The organism is Marinoscillum sp., from assembly GCF_040222955.1.
In the GTDB taxonomy this organism is placed as follows: domain Bacteria; phylum Bacteroidota; class Bacteroidia; order Cytophagales; family Cyclobacteriaceae; genus Marinoscillum.
In genome coordinates this window covers 1-21161 of sequence record NZ_JAVKCA010000008.1, presented here as the reverse complement: position 1 = coordinate 21161, position 21161 = coordinate 1, and the positions used below count along the sequence as shown (strand labels likewise).

The 21161-nt window shown below is 44.7% G+C and carries 17 protein-coding genes; 9 read left to right on the top strand and 8 right to left on the bottom strand.

The features are described from left to right. Positions 1-9: 9 nt before the first annotated feature. A complete protein-coding gene (locus RIH33_RS05880; protein WP_406654053.1) occupies positions 10-615 on the bottom strand; it encodes a TetR/AcrR family transcriptional regulator in 606 nt (201 codons plus the stop codon). A gap of 118 nt (positions 616-733) precedes the next feature. Continuing rightward, positions 734-1537 (bottom strand): M57 family metalloprotease, encoded by an 804-nt coding sequence (locus tag RIH33_RS05875; RefSeq protein WP_406654052.1) that lies wholly within the window; start codon positions 1535-1537, stop codon positions 734-736. Positions 1538-1868: 331 nt separating this feature from the next. Between RIH33_RS05875 and RIH33_RS05870 the strand changes: the two genes are divergently transcribed. After that, a complete protein-coding gene (locus RIH33_RS05870) occupies positions 1869-2969 on the top strand; it encodes a lactonase family protein (RefSeq protein WP_406654051.1) in 1101 nt (366 codons plus the stop codon). On the opposite strand, the gene RIH33_RS05865 is transcribed toward RIH33_RS05870, so the two are convergent. Next, a complete protein-coding gene (locus RIH33_RS05865; protein WP_406654050.1) occupies positions 2970-3770 on the bottom strand; it encodes a DnaJ domain-containing protein in 801 nt (266 codons plus the stop codon). A 143-nt stretch (positions 3771-3913) separates the two neighbouring features. Beyond that, a complete protein-coding gene (locus RIH33_RS05860; protein ID WP_406654049.1) occupies positions 3914-4726 on the bottom strand; it encodes an alpha/beta hydrolase in 813 nt (270 codons plus the stop codon). A 199-nt stretch (positions 4727-4925) separates the two neighbouring features. Between RIH33_RS05860 and RIH33_RS05855 the strand changes: the two genes are divergently transcribed. After that, a complete protein-coding gene (locus RIH33_RS05855; protein ID WP_406654048.1) occupies positions 4926-5888 on the top strand; it encodes an amidohydrolase family protein in 963 nt (320 codons plus the stop codon). Positions 5889-6011: 123 nt separating this feature from the next. On the opposite strand, the gene RIH33_RS05850 is transcribed toward RIH33_RS05855, so the two are convergent. Both RIH33_RS05850 and RIH33_RS05845 read right to left on the bottom strand, forming a co-directional pair. After that, positions 6012-7025: a hypothetical protein gene (locus RIH33_RS05850; protein WP_406654047.1), complete on the bottom strand. Its 1014-nt coding sequence runs from the start codon at positions 7023-7025 to the stop codon at positions 6012-6014. A 241-nt stretch (positions 7026-7266) separates the two neighbouring features. Further along, positions 7267-9927, bottom strand: a complete 2661-nt coding sequence (locus RIH33_RS05845; RefSeq protein WP_406654046.1) for a T9SS type A sorting domain-containing protein — start codon at positions 9925-9927, stop codon at positions 7267-7269. Between the two features lie 246 nt (positions 9928-10173). Between RIH33_RS05845 and RIH33_RS05840 the strand changes: the two genes are divergently transcribed. The 7 genes from RIH33_RS05840 (at position 10174) to RIH33_RS05810 (ending at position 17489) form a co-directional block, all read left to right on the top strand. After that, positions 10174-10875: an SDR family oxidoreductase gene (locus RIH33_RS05840; protein WP_406654045.1), complete on the top strand. Its 702-nt coding sequence runs from the start codon at positions 10174-10176 to the stop codon at positions 10873-10875. A 5-nt stretch (positions 10876-10880) separates the two neighbouring features. Continuing rightward, complete coding sequence (locus RIH33_RS05835) at positions 10881-11789, top strand: ATP-binding cassette domain-containing protein (protein ID WP_406654044.1); 909 nt, start codon at positions 10881-10883, stop codon at positions 11787-11789. After that, positions 11786-12511: a gliding motility-associated ABC transporter permease subunit GldF gene (gldF, locus tag RIH33_RS05830; RefSeq protein ID WP_406654042.1), complete on the top strand. Its 726-nt coding sequence runs from the start codon at positions 11786-11788 to the stop codon at positions 12509-12511. The genes RIH33_RS05835 and gldF overlap by 4 nt, the downstream gene beginning before the upstream one ends. Then, the gene (gene gldG, locus RIH33_RS05825; RefSeq protein ID WP_406654041.1) at positions 12508-14190 is read left to right on the top strand and encodes a gliding motility-associated ABC transporter substrate-binding protein GldG; all 1683 of its coding nucleotides are present in this window, start codon (positions 12508-12510) and stop codon (positions 14188-14190) included. The genes gldF and gldG overlap by 4 nt, the downstream gene beginning before the upstream one ends. 1 nt (position 14191) lies before the next feature. After that, entirely contained in the window at positions 14192-15094 is a 903-nt protein-coding gene (locus RIH33_RS05820; protein ID WP_406654040.1) for a hypothetical protein, read from the top strand. 125 nt (positions 15095-15219) lie between these two features. Beyond that, complete coding sequence (gene dnaN, locus RIH33_RS05815) at positions 15220-16344, top strand: DNA polymerase III subunit beta (RefSeq protein WP_159584849.1); 1125 nt, start codon at positions 15220-15222, stop codon at positions 16342-16344. Between the two features lie 980 nt (positions 16345-17324). After that, on the top strand, positions 17325-17489 hold the full coding sequence (locus RIH33_RS05810; protein ID WP_406654038.1) for a hypothetical protein: 165 nt from the start codon (positions 17325-17327) through the stop codon (positions 17487-17489). Between the two features lie 42 nt (positions 17490-17531). On the opposite strand, the gene RIH33_RS05805 is transcribed toward RIH33_RS05810, so the two are convergent. Together RIH33_RS05805 and RIH33_RS05800 are read right to left on the bottom strand one after the other, a co-directional pair. Beyond that, complete coding sequence (locus tag RIH33_RS05805; RefSeq protein ID WP_406654037.1) at positions 17532-18518, bottom strand: hypothetical protein; 987 nt, start codon at positions 18516-18518, stop codon at positions 17532-17534. Further along, entirely contained in the window at positions 18518-21046 is a 2529-nt protein-coding gene (locus RIH33_RS05800; protein WP_406654036.1) for a hypothetical protein, read from the bottom strand. Before RIH33_RS05800 ends, RIH33_RS05805 begins: the two co-directional genes overlap by 1 nt. Between the last annotated feature and the right edge of the window lie 115 nt (positions 21047-21161).

Below are 21161 nucleotides of genomic sequence, written 5' to 3'. Positions count from 1 at the left end.
CAAAATTTTTTAAGGTCTCAATGCGTTCATAATAAATTTTGGAACTTCCGTTCTTCTGGCCTCCATGATGCGCTGAAATTCTTCTTCAGACACACCAAAAATACCTGTGAACATGTGGCCTGCCGCGAAGGGGAATACCATCATGGAGACAAAGTTCAGCATAAACTGAGGCGCTGTGATGGGACGTATATTTCCTTTTTCCACTTCCTCATCGATTTGTCGCTGGATCACCGATAGGTCTATCAATCCACCGATATTCAGGGTCTGAATGAGTTTGAGAGGACCTCTTCTAAGCTCTGTGAGGATAAAAAGAGGCATTTCCCTGTGTTCTGAAAGGAAATCTACATACTTGTCTGCCATCTGGTACACTTTGGCTTCCAGTGGCAGGTCACTGGTGAATAGCTGAAGCATTTTAGGAATAAATGCCTTGATGATCCCTTCGAAGACCGCTTTGAACAGGAGCTCCTTACTCCTATAATAGTAGTGAAGGAGGGCTTTATTGATGCCGGCCTTATCGGCAATTTCCTGCATACGAGCTCCGGCCATTCCTTTGACCATGAAGACGTCTTTGGCAGCTTCTTTGATTTTGTATTCGGCAGTTTCCTGTGTCATCATGCAAATATACGGAAGCGCTGATATTAGGTTTAACCATTTGGTTAATTTTTTTTACTTAGTAAAAAAACTCACGACCAATCGATCGTGAGTTTTCTGAAAATAATATGAGAACTAAAATTTAATACAGGTAATCCAGGGCCACCTGATCGTTGCTGGTAAATGGACGGTCACCTTCGGGGGTTCCGCAAGCCAGCATCCAGGAGTCGGCATCCGGGCCGGTAGGGGTACCTGGTATGTGGTTGGCACCTACACCTCCGTCACCTTCATTGTCCGGTACGCCACCGCAGCTATAGCTTCTGTCCATATAATCAGTGTGTCGCATGCCGATACAATGACCCATTTCGTGGGCGATGGTGGTGGCCAGGCCATTGATGTTGCTCACATTGTCATAATAGCCACGCGTCATCAGAATGGTGGGGTAAGGGTCACCATTTTCGGGGAATCCGGCAGACCCCAGTATGCCAAGAAAGCGATAATACCAGGGAGATGCTTTGATGGTGATGTCTGCTCCCGCAGAGCTTGTCACCCGCTGAAAGGTGAGGTTAAGGCTTTCTGCGTTGTACCTCGCGTTGGCTATGTCGGTAGCATCTTTGTATTTCTGAGGCATGTCTACAAATACGCTGATGGTACGGGGATTACCGGAAACCAGGTTATCGGTACTGTACTGCTCTTCTGTGGGAATTCTTTGACCAGGCTTCATTTGGTCAAGCTTCGAGACCGGAATGGCAATGTCTCCTTCGATAAAGAGCGTGCCATCGTACATGCGGACTTCATTGGCATTGAACCCGAGCGCATCCACTTTGTCGAGTATTTCATTGGGTACATCTTCCAGTTGTGGTTGCTGAGGAGTGTCCTGATCCTGACAGGACGCAAACAGGAATACCAGGAGCGCAAAAGCGCTCAGTTTAAGATAGTTTGTCATGATTGTTTTGAATTAGGTTTAAAATCATAATTTAAAAAACATCACTTTCAATTGAAAGAAATCAGAGATAAAAGATGTGTGTGCTAATCACACAGAATTTAGGTTTTGTTTGGCACTTCTGATCCGCTCAAGCTCACCGGGAGATGGATTGGGGGGGTTAGGAGGGTGATTTGCGGTGGTGATTGGTCAGGTGAATTTGTTGGTTTTGAAGTGATCTTACAATTCACTTACACAGGGCAACTACAAAAAGTCAATGGAGAGGACGTTTTTTCTTTTCTTATACTCCCTGAATTTGAAGGCCATGAGTAAATTGTCGAACCAAACTTTTAAAATGATGAATTTCCAACACCTGACCGCCCTGCTACTGGGCATTTTTGTTCTTTCCTGCACTCAAAAAAACACTAAAATGGATTTGCTGATTGGCACTTATACCGACCAGACCAGTGAGGGGATTTATAGGGTTTCTTTTGATACACAGACGGGGGAGCTTACGGACCTCCGGTTGGCAGTGAAGGCCGCCAGCCCATCATATTTGTCCATTAGTCCGGATCGCAAGTATGTATATGCTGTGGGCGAACGAGGTGATGGTGCTGTGGTAGCCTATGAGTGGGAGCAGGATAGTCTGAAGCGAATCAATCAGGTATCATCCATGGGGATCAATCCCTGTTATGTGGATTTTAGCGCAAACAAGAAACTAGTGGCGGTTGCCAACTATTCATCTGGGAATGGTGCCGTGTATGCGGTGGCCGCGGATGGCAGTATTGTAGGGGAGCCTTCGACCTATCAGCACGAAGGTGTTGGGTTGGACTCTGCCAACAGGCAGGAAGCGGCTCATGCCCATTGTTCCATGTTTTCAAAGGACAGCCGTTTTGTCTATGTGGTTGACCTGGGGATCGATCAGGTAGTGGGCTATCCCGTGATAGATGGCGGCATTGGTGATGGGTTTACAGCTTTGAGTCTGGTACCTGGTGATGGCCCGAGACATATGGTTTTCCACCCGACAAAAGACATGGCCTTTTTGATCAATGAGCTTTCTAATAGTGTGATTTCGATCAAAGTAGATGTGGAGACGGGCATGCTCACGGAAATAGATCGGGCGAATACGGTGCCGGAAGATTTTACTGAACACAGCCAGTGCGCGGATATCCACCTTTCCAGTGATGGTAAGTTTTTGTATGGCTCCAACAGAGGCCATGATAGCATCGCTATTTTCGCGGTAGGCGAAAGTGGTGAGCTGGAGCGCATAGGGGTGGAGTCTGTACAGGGTAAATGGCCAAGAAACTTTACCCTTTCTCCTGATGAGCGCTTCCTTCTGGTGGCCAACAAAGACACGGATAACATTACAGTGTTTTCCAGAGATCCAAAAACAGGATTGCTTACCTATACTGATCAGGAAATAGCTGTTTCAAGGCCTGTTTGCCTCAAGTTCTGATCACGGCATCAGGAGTATCCAGAGCTGGATCATAAAAAAGGCCAGCAGAAAAAGCGCCAGGGTGAGTTTGGGATCTAGTGACGAGACGACATATCTGTACAGCGTCAGAAACAGGAGTATGGCCGGGATAAGGAAACCGAATACTCTGTAGATACTATAAATCTGCTCGTGTCTTTCTTCATTTCCTGCGATACTGATGTAGGCCGCGATAGGCGTGTGGAACAGCCTGGTGGTAACCACGCGACCCGTTGGCCCCAGGTCTTTCAGCCTAGAGGCATTCCCTCGGTCAAACAGCATGGTGACATTTTCAAACCGAATTTCATCGTAGCGGTAGGTTTTTTTGCTATGGCGCCCTGATTCAAATACACTGTATACACCCAGTATTTCCTGGGTTTCCTCCTTTTTGGGGAGGATATAGTCCACGATCAGCACCATGTTGGTCAGGAAAATAATGAGGGCCGCTACATTGAAGCCCTTGAGTAGTTTCATGATCAGCTCCTGCTGCATCCGTTCCTGTTCTTTGGCCTTTTTCCAGGCCCTGTGGCGAGCTTCTTTGCGCCATTTGTCATACTCCGATACGTAGGGGTTGTAGTTATAGGAGACCGTTTCCTGATGTGGGGTGGGCCCTACTTTGGTAAGGAAATTATAGGCCTCATTGATTTCAATAAACTTCTCCTTGGCGTTCGGGTCTTTGCTGATGTCTGGGTGGTGTAGCTTGGAGAGCCGTCTGTAGGCAGCCTTCACTTCCGCTTTGGTGGCGCCGGGCTGGAGTCCCAGTGTATCGAGGTATTGGTTTTTCACCCGGAAAAATTAGGAAATGTTGGGGATAAAATAATCGCGGGGCATAATAGATTAGCTGTTTTTCCTGGTGAGTTGTAAGTGGTAAATTGTTAATAAATCGACTTTTACATTAACTCAAGCGGGATTTTTGAGTTTCATCTACTTCATGGGCGCAATTCTATAATTCTCCAGACCTCATTTAGCAGCAGCGGAAACGCCGGGTAGGTCATGCCGTGGCCGTAACCCTCCATTTCATAGAGGGTGGTCTGCTCATGGCCGGCCACTTTCATCATGCGCATCATGTAGGCGTTTTCTTCATATCGGCCGAGCATTTCGAGTTCCCGGTCACCGGTAATGAGGAGTAGGGGCGGAGCATCCGCCCGCACATGATACAGGGGGGCCAGTTCATCCACGATCGGCTGGTGACCGGGGATGCCGCGCTCCTCACGGATGGTAAAATGGGTAATGGTATGACCACTGAAAGGGATGAGTCCGGCAATGTCATTGGCATCTATCCCATGGACCTGCAGGTATTTTTTGTCCAGCCCGATCATACTTGCCAGATACCCACCGGCTGAGTGCCCGGAGACAAATATTTTGGAGGGATCTCCACCATACTGTTCAATGTTTTTGAATACCCAGGCTACTGCCGCAGCAGCATCCTCAATGCACGTGGCGGCACTCACCTTCGGGCTTAGCCGATAGTTGACACCCACGATGGCAACATCTTTTCCCTGAAGCGCTTCCGGTAGCTCCTTATGGCCTCCTGTGAGGCCCCCTCCGTGAAACCAGATGACTGTGGCAAAGTCTTTGGATGCAGGGTAATACAGATCCAGTACACAGCGTTCGGCAATGTAAGGATCCCCGTTCCGCTCCGTTTGATTTCTATAAGGGAGATTGGTCAGGGTGGCATATTCCTGTGCCAGGCATGCCAGGCTGCAAAACAGGAGTAAGAAGTAAGCAAATGATCGGTTCATAATTGTATGGTGTAATCACACTGGTTGGAATGCAAAATAGCATTTTGATAAGCGGTGAAACTAGCTTTTTCTGAGGTTGATGCCAAATGCGCTTGGCCTCAGGAGGTAGATGATCCTTTATGTGTTACATTTTCACTAGATTTAATCAGAGGCGGTCTTGCTTCTGGAACATACGTATTATTGTTTTAACATTCTCGACATGAAGAAACTGCGATTTTTTGGAGTTTTGCTGCTCAGCAGTTTGGGCGGACACGCTCAAGACTCTTTGGAAATTTTTCTTAAGAATCAGCCTGTGATTGATATGCACTTTCATATTACAAAGGGTTTTGAAGACAATGAGAAGTATAATGACAGAAAGGCCGATATAGATAGCGCCAAACTAGACTGGGTAGTTGAAAATTTCGATCAGAATAATATCGTTCTGGTTGTAGGTGGGGGAAATTTGAAGTATTCCCAAATGTATGCGCAGGCTGATACAAGAATCTGGGCTGGATTAATTTTTCCCTGCAGAGATGCTGTGGAGCAAGATGCGCCATGCGAGAAGGAATTTCTCACCGAAAACGAATTGCGGGAGGTCTATCGAGTAGGGAAGCTGAAGAGTATGGGAGAATCCTTTTACAACTACTACGGAATACCTCCAACAGACGAGCGCCTGGCGCCGTATTGGAAAATCGCAAACGAATTTAACCTGCCTGTAGGAATTCATTCTGATTCAGGTCCGCCAATGGAAAGGGCTCAGAAGGAGAATCCAAATTACAACCCTGCCTATGCCAATCCTGAATTATTGAAACCGATTCTTGAACAGTATCCTGAGTTGAGGATTTATTTAATGCATTTTGGGAATGAGTATTCAAATGAGGCCATTGAACTAATGAAAGCTTACCCGCAGATTTATTGTGAGATATCCGCAGTGAGCATGTTTCTTCCAAAGCGAGTATGGGAGGTCAACCTCAAGAAGTTGTATGAAGAAGGGCTTGGGGATCGTTTAATGTTTGCCTCCGACTATTTCGGGACAATAGAAAAGAACCTGAATACCATAAACAACATTGATTGGTTGACAGAGGAGCAGAAGAAAGATATCCTGTATCATAATGCCGCTCGTTTTTTAGGGCTTTCTCAGGAGAAAGTGGCTGCGGATTATGAGCGGGTAAAAGAGAGGTAAGGATAATGCTCACTGCTCCTTAATTGGAGACGGTGAGCTGTGAAAGTAGCTTTTCCTGAGGTTGAATGTTAAGTCCGGGAAGGAGGAGGCTTCATCTCATCAAAAAAACGGTTAGGGATGGTTCTACCATATTCTGCTGCTTCCGTCATCAAAGTCAAATGCTTCCAGTTCTGTCCAAATGAAGGAAACGATCACTTCATAATTGTCCCGAACGTTCTCATGAACGGTGATGGGTACCACAAATTTAGCTGGTGCCGGTGTTCCATATATGGACATATAGGTGACCAGAGATGCCAGAAAGTAAATGGTTGGTCTCCCATGGGGCGCATCATCCTCATATAATTCCGTCATTGAAATGCTACTCAGCGCATTTATATCCGTTAAGAGCTTTGCTAAAATGGGGCCAACGGGAATCATTTTAACATCTCCATTTGGGACAGCTTCACGTACCCTGTCCTGATAATCCAGCCACCACTGATGAAACTCCCCACGTGTGTAGTCATTATAAGCCTCAAACTCCGAGGCATTGGGAGGAAAATCATTGTGTAAGAACGATGCCATATCAGGCCAGTTCTCATAGATATAGATGGTCATTTGTTCCTCTTGACCCAGGCACCAATTGACGATATTTGCAGTAACATCCACAGGGGTGAAATTTTCTCCATAATAATTTTCGGTCGCAGGTTGATACTGAATGAAATTTCCGGCTGTGAGCAAAATTGTGTTAAAATTCGCCTGATCAAACGTACTGAGATCGGAATCCCAGGCTGAATTGACATGATCGAAACCCCACTGAGAGATTGGAGGGGTGTTTTGATGCTGAGGCAAAAATCCGTATTGACCATTTGCTGCAAAATCGTATCCTGCCGCATCCGAAAGAAAATGAATCCAATGTGGGATGGTAGTTTCATTACTCGGTGTGGCAATAGCTGGTGGTTCATGTACCATCAGGCTATGCCCAAACATGAAAGCCCTTATGTTGGTTGTTATCGGCTCAGAAGTAGGTACTTCTTCTTCTTCTTCTTCTTCCACTTCCTCCACCTCATCTATCACCTCTTCCTTGTCGATATCCGGGTCACTCTGATTGCAGGCGTTGAGTGCAAAAACACATAAGACTAGCGCACATATTCTTTTCATGCTATTGGTTTTAATTGTAAAAATTTTACAAGCGAATAATAGTTGGTTTTTACACTTCTGTTTTGAAGGAACTTTAGCATAACTTATGATTTTTGATTTTGCCATATTTCACTATATCCTACAGGTTTCATTAACAGGAGAATGAATTTTGGATTTAAATAAATTTGAGAAATCGCGAGAATGAGAAAATAATAGTGATCCCCAAACAACATTAAAAGTGGTCATCGAAATGTGCTTACATCTATTTTTTAATGATCTTGGATTGAATCAACTGACCATCTTGGGTGCGTGTTTTTAGCAAATAGATGCCTTTTTTCAGGTGAGAGATATCGATGGAATACCTCTCCCTGTCTAAGGAAATATGGAGCTCTCTTCCTGCAAAATCATACATTTCCACAGATGATGGAATAATGAGTTCGGTGAACAAAATGTGATCATCAGCTGGATTTGGATATGTTATCATTTCATTGTCTGTAACTGATAAAACAACTTTAGCCTCATGAACGTAGACTGAAAATTCAGATTGGATAGTTCCGTAGCGATTGAACCCGGTGATATGGTATGTATTCAAGCCTGATACGGTTGGTGTTATCTCATAGGATTTGTCTATTTCCAGATAGGTTTCATTGCTCTCAAGATCAATCTTCAATCCATCATTACTCAGGTTACGCAAAGTGAAACTTTCTCCTAAAAGAAGATTATCAGCGGAGAGTTCGTAATCCAGAACGGGTAGTTTTTCAAATAAATCAATAAACCAATATCTCATGGAGGAAAATTCCTGACCATCTTCATTGATAATATGACCATTGATGTAAAGGGCATCGTCATAAGTTTGAATGCCAGTTATTTTAGAATCCTGATGTATGCCAATATCCAAGTCTTTTACAAAAGCACCGGTCTCCAAATCCAAAACCCGAAACTTAAGATCTGGATAAATCGAATTGTCATAATCATAGAAATAAGCAGCAATGATCAACCAATCCTGATATTCAGCCATTCCCAAAAACAAAGGCTTTTTTATCATCGGTTGATTGAACAGATCAGGATTAAAAGTATCAACCGGTTCACGGCCATTATATTTTTTCAAAACAGCCACTTCTTCGGGTTCGCCATAATAGCTGCTATTACCGGCCACTATTACGCTTTGATCAGATAGTTTCAATAGCCCTTGTCCCTTTTCTATCCAACCCCCTTCATTTAAGGTGATAACCTCCTGCTCTTCCAAATTCAAATCAGAAATCAATAATCCGCTTTTCTGATTGTTAAATAATCCAGTACTATATATCAGACCATTACTTATCTCAAGGTTTCCAGCTCCTGACAAACCAGAAGGAATCTCCAGAAGGTCGGAGGCTCGTTTGATAACATTTCCATCTGAGTCCAAAATCAGGGCCTGGTAATTGTTGCCAGCTTGCACAAAGTATCCAAAGAAATATTGACGTCCGTTTACATTGTCGTAAGCACTATTTGAAAGAATGAAATTGTCAAACTCTTCTCCTAGGAGTTCATAAATACCCACTTCATCAAAGTTTTTAGTGAAAAGAAATGTATTGACCGGGCTATTATGAGCAAAATCAACCCTGATTCCATATAACGAGTCTCCGAGCGATATCAGGTTCTCCTCATTGTAGTCACCTGGATCATATTTGATTGGGATATTTAATTTTATTATTTCCTCATTTCCATCATATCCGATTTCCATCATATCCAAATTATTTGCTGACCTATTGAATAAGCCTAATGTAACCATTGACTCATCCTCAAAAATAAAATGGGCTGGTTTCAAAGATTGAAAGTTCAAACCAGTCTCGGTCAGGGTACGAGATCCCGATTCATCGAGATTAAACCAGGCAAAACCTTCTGTTTCAATAGGATTTTGCCAGTATAGGTCCTCACCGGAAGTGATAAAATGGAATCCACCAGAAAGAATAAGACCATTATGTCCAGTAAAGACAAGTTGGTCATAGGAGTTTTCATCTACACGTCCTATAATCTTGTCAGAATTCTTCTTTAAATCGAATTGATGGATTTCAGATTGCAGAGTATATACAAGAAAATCATCATTGATCGCTTTCATTTCGTACATACCGATAAAAGAATTCAGAGAATGTTTTAGCGTCGATTCCTCATAATCATATACTGAAATTCTGGAACTACTCTCATCGGAAGAAATGTACCATATACCGTCCTCATCAGCCTTGACAAGGTTCGAGTTTGGTAAGGTAAATTGGTTCAATAGATTGCCAGTCTCAGAAAGTGAAATGTAATTGCCTGAGTTGCCTTTAAAGAGTAATTTCTTAGTTTCATTGTGAAACAAGAGAATATGAGGGGTAGCAGATACATTCGCACTGAAAGACTTATCCAAAGTCCCATCTTTTGTGAGTTTAAAGACTCCGTTAGTTTGGTGGCCTTCAATTTCAACTATTCTTGCAGATATGTAAACTGAGCTATCGGGCGTCACAATATACCTTCCAATGATTCCATTAAGGAGATAAGTGTCCCTAACATAGTCGTTCAAAGCATATTCCCAAAGCTTTTCACCTGTAGAGGAACACATGATTATCGATTCTACTTTGTCAGAATAATTTAAAAAAACGACAACACTTCCGTTTGATTCCAGACCGACCGCAGGTTTAGTTAATGGTTTATCACCTTTATACCAATTCGCATCATCCAAGCTTCCATCTGTATTTATAGAGACGATATGAGATGATGAAAGCCCATTAATTTCATGGAAACTCCCACGTATCAGAATTTTCCCGTTGACTAACGGAGTTACCTTCCAGAAATGGTTCTTTCCTCTTGTTTTTACTTTAAAATCTGGGTCGATGCCTTGAGCAGAGGTAAATAGAAAACTACATAAAACGCAGATACTGGTTAAGAGGGTGCATGTTGGTTTCATAATTCTAAGTAGGCGGTGGGTGGGAATTATGTCAAAGTTCTATCCAAAATACGAATTCACTTGAATTTAAGCAAGAAAAATTTGTACTATTTATTTATTCCATCTGTTCGCTTTAACGGAAATATGAATACGGTTCACAAAATCGGTACACCTAATGTCCCCTACCCCAAACAGAAATGCCCCGCGACTGTTTCAGATAAGAATAAAAACCAACAATATTGCGTTTAATTAAAATCAACAGGGAGAATGGAGCATTTGAAGGGTAAGCGAGCCATCGTGACAGGAGTGAGTAAAGGAATAGGTTTGGAAATGGCCCGGCAGCTGCTGGATGCAGGTGTGGAGGTAGCCGGCTGGAGCAGGTCTCAGCCAGAGCTGATGCATGACCACTTTCATTTTGTGGAGACCGATGTTGCGGATTTTAACTCTGTGGCCAGCGCCTACCGGGAATCCGTTTCGCGCATGGGTGAAGAGATTCACATCCTCATCAACAACGCCGGATATGGCGTGATGGGACCAGTGGATGAACTGAGCGTGGAGGATTGGAAAGGGATGTTTGATGTGAACGTACATGGACTCATGTACTGCACCAAAATGGTGGTGCCTCAGATGAAAAAGATGGATCAGGGCCACATCGTCAATATCAGCTCTATAGCCGGCCTCAACGGTGTGAAAAATATGAGCGGCTATGTGGCCACCAAGCATGCCGTGCGGGGATTTGGCCACTCCCTGATGATGGAGCTTCGTGATTGGGGCATCAAAGTCACCAATGTATATCCCGGGAGTATCAAGACTGCATTTTTTGATGAGATAGAATCCATAGAGGCGAATGACAACATGATGCGTCCGGAAGACGTAGCTAAGTCGGTAGTTGACCTTTTAAATACGCATCCTAATTATCTTCCTGTAGATTTGGAACTCAGACCACTCAGACCAAAAGGCAAGCAGTAAAACCTATGGCCGTATCTATCCAGCATTTAACAAAAGTATTCGGGGCACAGCGGGCCGTCAACGACATCTCTTTCGAAGCTCAGCAGGGTATGATCACTGGCTTTTTGGGTCCTAATGGAGCCGGGAAGTCTACGACCATGAAAATGGCCACCGGGTATATCCGGCCCACGGCAGGCCGGGTGGTCATAGAAGGTCTGGATGTGACAGAGCACCCCCTTCAAACCAAGGCACTCACGGGCTATCTGCCGGAGCACAATCCCTTGTACCTGGACATGTACGTGCGGGAGTTTTTGCGATTCATCGCCAGTGCCTATGGGCTAAAAAGTGCGGGCAAGCGGGTGGATGAAATGATAGAGCTCGTGGGACTGCAGCGGGAGCGCGGGAAGCGGCTCAGTGCCTTGTCTAAAGGTTACCGGCAAAGAGTAGGTCTGGCAAAGGCCTTGATTCACAACCCCAAAGTACTTATCCTGGATGAGCCCACTTCTGGCCTGGACCCGAATCAGATCCTTGAGATCCGCCAGGTGATCAAAGACATTAGTGTGGACAAGACAGTCATTCTCTCCACGCACATCATGCAGGAGGTGGAAGCCATCTGCGACCATGTGGTGATCATCGATCGTGGTGAGCTGGTGGCCAATGATAAGCTCTCAGTACTCAAAGAAGGACTCAATCATACCAATGGGATTATCATCGAATTTGAACAGCCCGTGGATCAGCGTGTGTTTATCCAGGCGGGTTTCGAACCCCAATCCTTCGGTGCCAGTGCTTACCTGGTTGAGTCTGATCGCTCAGACCTGCGGGCAGAGTTACTGAGAATCACCTCCGAACATGATCTGCCATTGGTGAGCCTCACCAAATCCCAGCAGTCGCTGGAAGAAATTTTCCATCGCTTAACGCAAAAGACGGAAGCATGATTAGCATTTTTTTGAAAGAAGTCAATGAATTTCTGGACTCCCTGATTGCCTATGTGGTCATCGGTGTTTTTCTGGTGGGCATCGGCCTTCTTATGTGGGTTTTCCCTGATACCAATGTACTAGACTATGGCTATGCCAGCATGGAGCCACTTTTCAGCCTGGGGCCGTATATGTTTATGTTTTTGATCCCGGCCATCACTATGAAGTCTTTTGCGGAGGAGAAGCGCTCCGGGACCATTGAGCTTTTGCAGACTTTGCCCTTCAGAGATTCTCAGATCATCATGGGGAAGTTCCTCGCCGGATTCTTCCTGGTCCTGTTTTCTGTGCTACCCACCATCATTTATTACTACTCCCTGAGTTACCTCAGTAACCCCGTGGGTAACCTGGATACACCGGGCATTATTGGTTCATACCTGGGGCTTATTTTTCTGGGAGGTGTATTCACGGCCATTGGCATTTTAGCTTCAGCCCTCACCGGAAACCAGATTGTCTCTTTCATTCTGGCGGCCTTCCTGTGTTTCTTCTTCTACGCCGGTTTTGATGCCGTTGCAGAAATCAACCTTTGGGCTGACTGGTCCTATTACATTTCTGAGCTGGGCATTATGGCACACTATACTTCTATCAGTCGCGGCCTACTGGATTTTAAGGATGTTGTCTATTTCGGGAGCCTTATGGCTCTAATGTTGCTGTTCACACAATTAACCCTGGGGTTCGGAAAATGAGGAAAAGTGGTTACAGGTTAGGGTTGTGGTTGCACCTGGGCATAGGCTTGCTGGTGATAGTGTTGCTTTTTCAGATTGCTGACCGGTACAGGTTTCGCCTGGACATGACCGAAGAAAACCGGTATAGCATTTCAGATCCTACCAGAAATCTGCTCAAAAGGCTGGATGCTGATGTGATCGTGGAGGTATATCTGGCAGGGGAATTACCCGCCAATTTCATTCGTTTTCAGAAGTCGATTCGAGAACTGCTGGAGGAGTTTTCCATTTACACCGATGTGAATTTCGATGTGAAATTTGTAGACCCGGGAGAAGCGGCGAGTACCCGCGCCCGCAATCAGTACTTTCAGGGATTGATCAATCAGGGGCTTCAGCCTACCAATCTCAATTATACCATTGATGGGAAGAGCACGCAAAAACTAATTTTTCCGGGAGCAATTATTTCCTACGGGGGACGCGAGTTGGCCCTTAATTTACTGAAAGGTAACCGGGCCAGTGGGCCGGAGGAGATTATTAACCAGTCGATCGAAGGGTTGGAATATGAGTTTGCCAATGCCATACAGCAGCTGGCAGGCACGGGTCGGAAAAGGGTAGGACTGATCACCGGACATAATGAACCGGATACCAGTCAGCTGGCCGGACTGAATAATCTGGTGCTTACGAAGTATGATTTATTCCGGGTGAATCTGCCCACTCGCACCACACCTATTACGGGCTATGATTTGCTGCTGGTGACCAAGCCCACTACGGCTTTTTCAGATCGTGAGAAATTTCTTCTGGATCAGTTTGTGATGAAGGGTGGCAGCATTGCTTTCTTTCTGGATGCGCTCAGTGTGAACATGGACAGTGCGGCGGGTGATGGCACTGTGGCCATTCCATATGACACCAAACTCGCCGATTTGCTTTTCAAATATGGCGTGCGGATCAATCAAAATTATGTGGCCGATCTCAACTGTGGTGATTTCCCTGTAGTGGCGGGCAATCTGGGTGATCAGGCCCAAATACGGATGTTACCCTGGCCGTACTTCCCGATCATCACCAACTATGGCAATCACCCGGTTGTGAAAAACATGGATGCGGTGATGGCCAGGTTTGCTTCCACCATTGACACGGTGAAGGCCGTGGGGGTGGAGAAGATTCCTTTGCTGATGACCTCAGCCAATAGCAAAGTGATGGGGGCGCCGGTCACCGTAAGCTTCAATGACCTGCAGTCGGATCTCATGCCAGAAAAATTTCAAAGTGGCCCACGAGCGGTTGGCTATTTGCTTGAAGGCACATTTACCTCGCTCTATAAAAACCGATTTCCACCTCAGGGATTCAAAAAGGAAAACATGGTCGAGGATGGGGTGAAGAACAAGATCGTCGTGATTGCGGATGGTGATCTCGTGCGCAATGAGCTGAGCCTTGAGGATGGCAATCCGTTGCCTTTGGGTGTGGAGCCCTATAGTCAGAAAACCTATGCCAATGAGGCATTGCTCATGAACCTGCTCGACTACCTGGTAGATGAGGATGGGCTGGTGGAGACCCGCGCCAAGGAGATTAAAATTCGTCCCCTGGACAAAGTGAAGGTGAAGCAGGAGCGTACCAAATGGCAGGTCATCAACCTGGTAGTCCCCATTGTCCTGCTCGTGCTCTTCGGGATACTCAAAATGATTTGGAGAAAACGCAGAAACAAATACTGACATGACAACACATAATCGTAACCTGTTGGTGATTTTTTTGGGACTGCTACTGGTCAATGTGGTATTCTTCTTTCTTGGGAGCCAGCGATCAGGTATCTCTTTTGATGAAAATAAGTTCATGGTGACGGATACCACCGGGATCAGCGGCATCCAAATAGGTGAGGGAGTGGTACTCTCCAAAAATACGGGCACGTGGCGGGTGAATGATCAATATCCCGTTGACCCGTCTGTTCGCCAACTGCTCTTCTCTATTTTGACGCGGGTGAAGGTGAAAAAGCCGGTGGAAATAGCACCTGAAGAGGGTATTGAAGTGTCAGTAGGTGGAGCGAGTCCTTTGAGTTTCAGGGTTTGGGGCAATCCCACCAAGACCAAAACCTATTTTGCCCTTACCGGAAGTGAGGAGGTATTTGAAGTGCACATTCCCGGATACAACGAGTACCTGGGGGGGCTTTTTGAGCTGCGGCCAGCACAATGGCGCGATCGCCTGGTGATAGACGCAAGCTGGCGTACCATTCAAAAACTAACTTTGGATTATCAGCGGTCTGACGACTCGGATTTCACCATCAATTTTGATAAAGACTTCTTTGTGGTCCAGGACATTGCCCCCATTGATTCGAATGCGGTGGTCAACTATCTCAACCTGTTTGAATATTTTCAGACCAACGAATGGTTGAGTACAGGTCGGTTTGAAAAATACGATAGCCTCTCCAAAATGCCACCATTGGCTACCCTTACCATTGAGGCGATTGACCAGGAGGCACCTGTGGTTTTAGACATTTTCCCGAAGCTATCCGGGGATCGCTTTTACTTACTCATGACGTACGAAGGGTCTATGCTCGTGGTGGATGACCGGCGAATGCGGGAGATTCTACTTAAAAAGGAGGACTTTAAGTATAAAAAATAGGATCGAGACCACATTCAAGGGGCATAAAATCGAAAGATTATTATTAAGGAAACCAATTCTCCGGTATATTTTTTTCCAATGACAATTTCGGGTTAAATTTGACGCCCAATTGAAATCGTGAATTCATGAAATTTATAGTATCATCATCTTATCTGCTCAAGCAACTCTCTGCCATCAATGGTGTAATCACCACGAATCCTGTGGTGCCAATTCTTGAGAATTTCCTTTTTGAAATTACAGATGGGACATTGACGATCACAGCCTCTGATCTTCAGACAAGTATGATCACCGAGCTGGAAGTGGAGGCCAAGGAGAATGGGAGTATTGCTATTCCTGCCAAGATTCTTTTGGAGACGCTCCGGAACTTGCCTGAGCAGCCGGTGACCTTTTCTATCGATGCGGATACTTATAGCATAGAGATCAATTCGGACAACGGTAGATACAAACTAAGTGGTGAGAACGCCACCGACTTCCCAAAGATCCCTACAGTGTCTGACGGATATGCGGTGAATATGTCATCAGGGGTGCTGGCTCAGGCCATCAACAGTACCATCTATGCCACCAGCAATGACGAGCTAAGACCTGCGATGACGGGTGTATACATTAAGCTGGATGAGACCAATACCACCTTTGTGGCTACGGACAGTCACCGACTGATCAGATACAGAAGGGTAGATATTGCCTCGGACATGGCACATAATATGATTATCCCAAGGAAAGCGTTGACGCTTTTGAAGTCTACACTTCCTTCTGAAAATACCAATGTCAATCTGGAGTTCAATGCTTCCAATGCATTTTTCAGCTTCAACAATGTGAAGATGATTTGCCGACTGATCGATGAGCGATTCCCTGATTATGAGAACGTGATTCCTTCAGACAATGAGAATGCGATGAACATCAACAAGAGCGAACTTCTGAGCTCGCTGAAGCGTATCGCGATTTACGCCAATAAGACCACCCACCAGGTGCGGTTGAAGATCACGGGTAGTGAATTGCTGATCTCTGCTGAGGATTTGGACTTCTCCAACGAAGCCAGTGAGCGTTTGTCTTGTGAGCATGATGGCGAGGATATCGAGATTGGCTTCAACGCTAAGTTTTTGATCGAGATGCTCAATAACATGGATGCGGAAGAGATCACCCTGAAACTCAATGCGCCGAACAGAGCTGGGATCATCCTGCCTGTGGAAAAAGACGAAAACGAAGACATCCTTTTGCTGGTGATGCCAGTGATGCTGAACAACTACGTGTAAGGAGTTTCAATGATATAATTTAAGAAAGAGGGACCCAAGTGGTCCCTTTTTTGTGTCTATGCCGGCCACGGACTGAGAGCATACCCCGTAAAAAAAGGGCTCCTGAAAATTTTCAGGAGCCCTTTTTATAGCTTAAATCACGTTACTTCTTCTTTTTGGCACCGCCACGCCCTTGTTGTTTTAAGTGTTCCGTCAACTGACGGGTCACTTGAAACCTCTTAAATGAAATCCAGTGTCTCTGACACGGCCAATATTTACCCAATCAACATATATCCAATAAACCCCTCGCCTCTGTTCGTGTTGTCACCAACAGACATGATGAAGCTAGTCTGCATGGTGAGTCAAAAACTGATGCCTTTCAGCGCCCCCTAATGTAAGAACGGGCTAAGAATATTCATAGTCCGGAGTACTTGATCTCATCCTGCCTTTGCAGGGTTGTGGTTTAGTCCGCCGGCCTTTAATTGATCCGAGATTTGTGGATCGCACCCTGCATTTGTTGGTGAACCACGGAGGCGAAGTGCATAACCCATAAGTGGTTTCAAACAGTCGCTTGCCAGTATATTTTCCTTTCGATCAATCCAAAAAAGATGGCGGTCTTTTCTGAAAAGATGGTGATGTTTTTCGAAAAGACCGCCATCTTTTTCGAAAAGACCGCCATCTTTTTTAAGGAGATGGCGGAGTCTTCAGCCAGTGGTTTTCACCGTTGAGCTGTGCCTGGTTATATCCGCTCTGCCTCTGGCGGTGTTGTCACCAACAGACATGATGGAGCTCGCCTACATGGATGATGCCTTTCAGGCGCCCCTAATGTAAGTACGGGCTGAGAATACTCATAGTCCGGAGCAAATGGACATCATCCAGCCTTAACAGGATTTGTGGTTTAGTCCACCAGCCTTTAATTGATCAGGGATTTGTGGATTGCACCCCTATCCTGCTTGTTGGTCACAAGACCAACAAGGGCAAAGGGGCTATCGAGAAAATGGATGAAGGAAACCCATCTGGTAGGCAAAACAGATGTAAAACTGGACAGCAAAACCATGAACCGTATTCTGGAAGTACAGAACTTAAAACAGGACATGCGGGATAAAATATTTGATTACATTGACCTAGTGATCAGGGACACCAAAACCCGACAGGCTTATTCATAAAAAAGCCACACATCTGTGAGGCTCTCAATGTCTCTTAATTATTTACTCTTGCTCATAAACATGAAGGGTATCCAGGCTATCCTTGATGTAGAGCTTCCCTTTATGATAAATGGGGGGATCAGCTTTTACACCTTCTGCTACATCCAATTTCTGGATAAATTCTATCTCGTGGGTTTCGGTATTAATTTTACCAAATTTGCTAATAAACATGCCCATGTTGGTATGAGTGCCACCAACAAAATATAAGCCACCATCACCGATAGAGTTCATATGTTGGGACACCCAGAGGTCATTTATCAGCTTTTTATCAACTAATTTTTCACCCGACTCAATATCAGTAACCTCATAAAGTCCATGCGCAAAACCATATAAAAGGCCTGAACTTTTCACTAACTGGTAGTACTGAAAACTTCCATCTCTTTTCCAAAGCAATTCACCAGATTCAACATTTATACCGTACAAATAATCCTTATTATCTGGTGCTTGCCCTGCCACTGATGGAACCACCAATACACTTTCATACAAGAAAATATTTCCTGCCACCTTCTCGCCTTCTGGAAAAGAATAAGACCAAAACGCTTGTTGTAGTGAAGTGTCTACATATTGTAACCCTGACTTTATTTTGCAGATACAACCTTTAGAAGTACTAATAAATGGAAAGCAACCATAATCAATTTTTGATTGAACTTTTAAACTATTGATATCCAATACGTAAACCACCTTCTTTCCTTCACTTTTACCAAGTACATAGATTTGCTTATTACCAACAAAAAACGCCCCTCTTAGTGAAAATGTACCTTCAACATTAACTGTACTAAGGTCAGTCAGGCTCATCCTTATTAGATTGCTCAAATTTTCTTTCTGAAAAAAAACATCGCCATTTTTAGTACTGTAGGAAAAAACATCATCGCTAACTTTTATTGGCTTGTTGTTAACACTGTACAACTCTCCATTCTTAAGCTTGTAAACGATTGAGTCCGCAGACAACGCGGTTTCTACGTCTCGGATTTGATATGACTTTTTAAACATTATTCGACTTTTTGAAAAACTTGTTTAAACCAACTATCATTTTGACCTATTGCGTCAATCAAGTCATCAGCATCAATAAAGCTTTCTTCCAAAGCATCCTCAAAAAGGTTTTTCGCTTTACTATTGAATAAATCGTTTTTAGATGACTTTAGAGCGTTAACAAAATCTTGCTGTACTAATTCATCTACCTTTTTACCATCAAAAACCCATCTCAACTGATCTAATGAATTGACTTCTCCTAGCTTTAAGTCCTTTACAAACTGATCTGCAAATCCTTTCGGTGGTAATGGAGGTTGAACGGATTTAAACTCAAAGAAGAAGTCCTTTACTCCTTTTGTGGTTTTGACATCTATCCTTCTTATTACTGAACCTGTAACATCATCTATCTTTTCCACTGATTCAAAAACGATCTTATCAAATCCCTTAAACAAATCAGCATTCTTGCCCATATATTCCAACGTCCAGTTGGATCCTATCATTTTGCCATAATCTGTTCGCTTAAGTTCATTCTTCAACAAGTCGATTCCTTCTACCTTGGTGAGATCAAGCCCTTTGAACGCACTTTCGATATTGTCAAACAATTCCTTCATTGCAGGAACTGAACCAGTACCAGCAGTCTTTTGTACATCTGACATAGCTTTTAAAAAGTCATCATCAAACACACCTTTTAACTTGTCTGAACTTGGGATTTTTTGAAGTGATTCTAGAGTAGGGATATCCTTTTTTAAACTTGGTCTCCCCCAGTTGTCGAGTTTAGCCCACGAGTCTACCAACTCCGGCTCGTTTGCCAGAGCAGTCTTAAAATTAACGGATTCTGAAAGATCGTCAAGCAGATCGTCCAACTTTTCAACATCTACTCTTGAAAATATGGCTTCAAGCTTTTCAGAGCCTACTTCAGTCGCTAAGTCATCAAACTTCTTGAGCCTCACAACATCCTTCCCTTCCACTGACTGCTGCACATACTTTCTCAGACTTGGGCACTTTTCAAGCTTATTCCCAAGCGTCCCCACTTTCTCCAGAACCTCATTCAACCCTTTTGCGGCCTTCCCTAGGAGCATATAATAGCTAAGGGCAAGCTCCACGGAGGCTTTCGTGATGGTATATTCTCTCCTTTCATCGTTGGTGAATACCTCAACGATCTCCGATGCCACCGCCTCTTTCAATCGGTCAAATCCTGCCGCGGTAAATATTTGAAGAGCAGCATTTTTTTGATCTTCAAAAATGATGAGCTGGCCCAGCGTTGAAACAAGGATCGGAATCCCCATTGCAGACTCTACTCCCCCATCAATAGCCCCACCTACAAGGGGACTCCATTTGCCTTTTTCGGGTATCAGATGCCTGACTGGGTCATCGCTCTTCCACATAGCCGCATGCATGACTCCTGCCTTTGCAATGTGTTCGAGGTTAAGGCTCATCAGCTGCAGGAATTCGAACACTTCCGAAACACATTGAGGATTTACTTTCGAATCACCACAGAACTTAATTTTTGCTTCATCCACCAGATCATCCAGATTTCGAATAATCTCAGCGATAATGGAAGGGTCGGTGAATCCCAGGTTTCGCAGGAATTCCTCAGAAATCGTTAAGTCGAGTACGCCCTGCTGATCAATAGTCACTGTAAAGAGAGACTCTGATTCATTAGGATGACCCAATACTTCCTGGCCCCCTTCTGTTTTTACGGTGACAGTAATCCTTTCATTGGGTGAAAGGGGGCTCCTCAGCGTTCGCTTAACGTTTTCAACCAGCTCGTTGGGGTTTTTTCCAGTTGCCTGGCTGCCAATACACTGGGCTAAGGAATTAAGCAGGAGGTCTTTTTCATTGGTTCCTAAACTTTGATCACAATAATCAAAGGAGTCGAAATAATCGTCAATGAACTTTGAGCAGGGAAGTAGTTCATTGCTTTTGAGAACACCAAACAATGCCTGCGTGGACTCCGACGTTTCCATCAAAGAAAGTATTCTTATCTCACCAAGGGACAGCTGACTTTGATCTGTTAAGTCTATATCTCCCTCCTCCTCTGAGTTAAACCCGTCTTCTGTAACATTGAAGGTATAAAGAAGACATTTCAGCCGCTGATAAATGACTTCTGTTAAACTCGAGGAAATTGAAACCTCTTGAAAATCTCTGACTTCTTCATCACATTTACGACAATACAGATATCCGGCTACCTGTTGTTCAGCATTCAGATTTAAAGTTGTCAACTTTTCAGAAACGAAGCTCTCAACAGGGTTCTGCTCTCCCTCCATCTCCCCCTCCTCATCATCCTGCAGCCAGCTGGTCACACCCTCGGGGTTGTGTACATTGTCCCATTGGTGTTTGTACAGGTGGGTGGCTCCGGAAGATGAACCTGCCCCGGCAGATAAATAGTCCATCAGGTTGTCAGTGGAGCCTTGGGTAGCAATGAAGGCCTCAGGGCTGAAGGTGTGCCTCAGCCTGAAGGCCCCGTGGGCCAGCTCATGGGCAATCGTGCGGGGCAGGTCGCCGGTGGACCCTGTCCAGATATAGCCATACTGCCGTTTGAAGGGCATGAAGCCTGCCCGGGCACCCGAACCAGGAATCAGGAAGAGGTAATAGGCGTCCTTGTCGGTGTCCCGGCTCTTCTTAAAGTCTTTCTGGAACTGCTTCATGTTCTTCGGAAAGCTG

What these genes read in the sequence shown, in the direction of transcription:
- gldF (WP_406654042.1), top strand. Translation starts at nt 11,786, where the DNA reads ATGATTAGCATTTTTTTGAAAGAAGTCAATGAATTTCTGGACTCCCTG.
- RIH33_RS05850 (WP_406654047.1), bottom strand. Translation starts at nt 7,025, where the DNA reads ATGAAAAGAATATGTGCGCTAGTCTTATGTGTTTTTGCACTCAACGCC.
- dnaN (WP_159584849.1), top strand. Translation starts at nt 15,220, where the DNA reads ATGAAATTTATAGTATCATCATCTTATCTGCTCAAGCAACTCTCTGCC.
- RIH33_RS05810 (WP_406654038.1), top strand. Translation starts at nt 17,325, where the DNA reads ATGAAGGAAACCCATCTGGTAGGCAAAACAGATGTAAAACTGGACAGC.
- RIH33_RS05835 (WP_406654044.1), top strand. Translation starts at nt 10,881, where the DNA reads ATGGCCGTATCTATCCAGCATTTAACAAAAGTATTCGGGGCACAGCGG.
- RIH33_RS05805 (WP_406654037.1), bottom strand. Translation starts at nt 18,518, where the DNA reads ATGTTTAAAAAGTCATATCAAATCCGAGACGTAGAAACCGCGTTGTCT.
- RIH33_RS05855 (WP_406654048.1), top strand. Translation starts at nt 4,926, where the DNA reads ATGAAGAAACTGCGATTTTTTGGAGTTTTGCTGCTCAGCAGTTTGGGC.
- RIH33_RS05800 (WP_406654036.1), bottom strand. Translation starts at nt 21,046, where the DNA reads ATGCCCTTCAAACGGCAGTATGGCTATATCTGGACAGGGTCCACCGGC.
- RIH33_RS05820 (WP_406654040.1), top strand. Translation starts at nt 14,192, where the DNA reads ATGACAACACATAATCGTAACCTGTTGGTGATTTTTTTGGGACTGCTA.
- RIH33_RS05875 (WP_406654052.1), bottom strand. Translation starts at nt 1,537, where the DNA reads ATGACAAACTATCTTAAACTGAGCGCTTTTGCGCTCCTGGTATTCCTG.
- RIH33_RS05845 (WP_406654046.1), bottom strand. Translation starts at nt 9,927, where the DNA reads ATGAAACCAACATGCACCCTCTTAACCAGTATCTGCGTTTTATGTAGT.
- RIH33_RS05860 (WP_406654049.1), bottom strand. Translation starts at nt 4,726, where the DNA reads ATGAACCGATCATTTGCTTACTTCTTACTCCTGTTTTGCAGCCTGGCA.
- gldG (WP_406654041.1), top strand. Translation starts at nt 12,508, where the DNA reads ATGAGGAAAAGTGGTTACAGGTTAGGGTTGTGGTTGCACCTGGGCATA.
- RIH33_RS05840 (WP_406654045.1), top strand. Translation starts at nt 10,174, where the DNA reads ATGGAGCATTTGAAGGGTAAGCGAGCCATCGTGACAGGAGTGAGTAAA.
- RIH33_RS05870 (WP_406654051.1), top strand. Translation starts at nt 1,869, where the DNA reads ATGATGAATTTCCAACACCTGACCGCCCTGCTACTGGGCATTTTTGTT.
- RIH33_RS05880 (WP_406654053.1), bottom strand. Translation starts at nt 615, where the DNA reads ATGATGACACAGGAAACTGCCGAATACAAAATCAAAGAAGCTGCCAAA.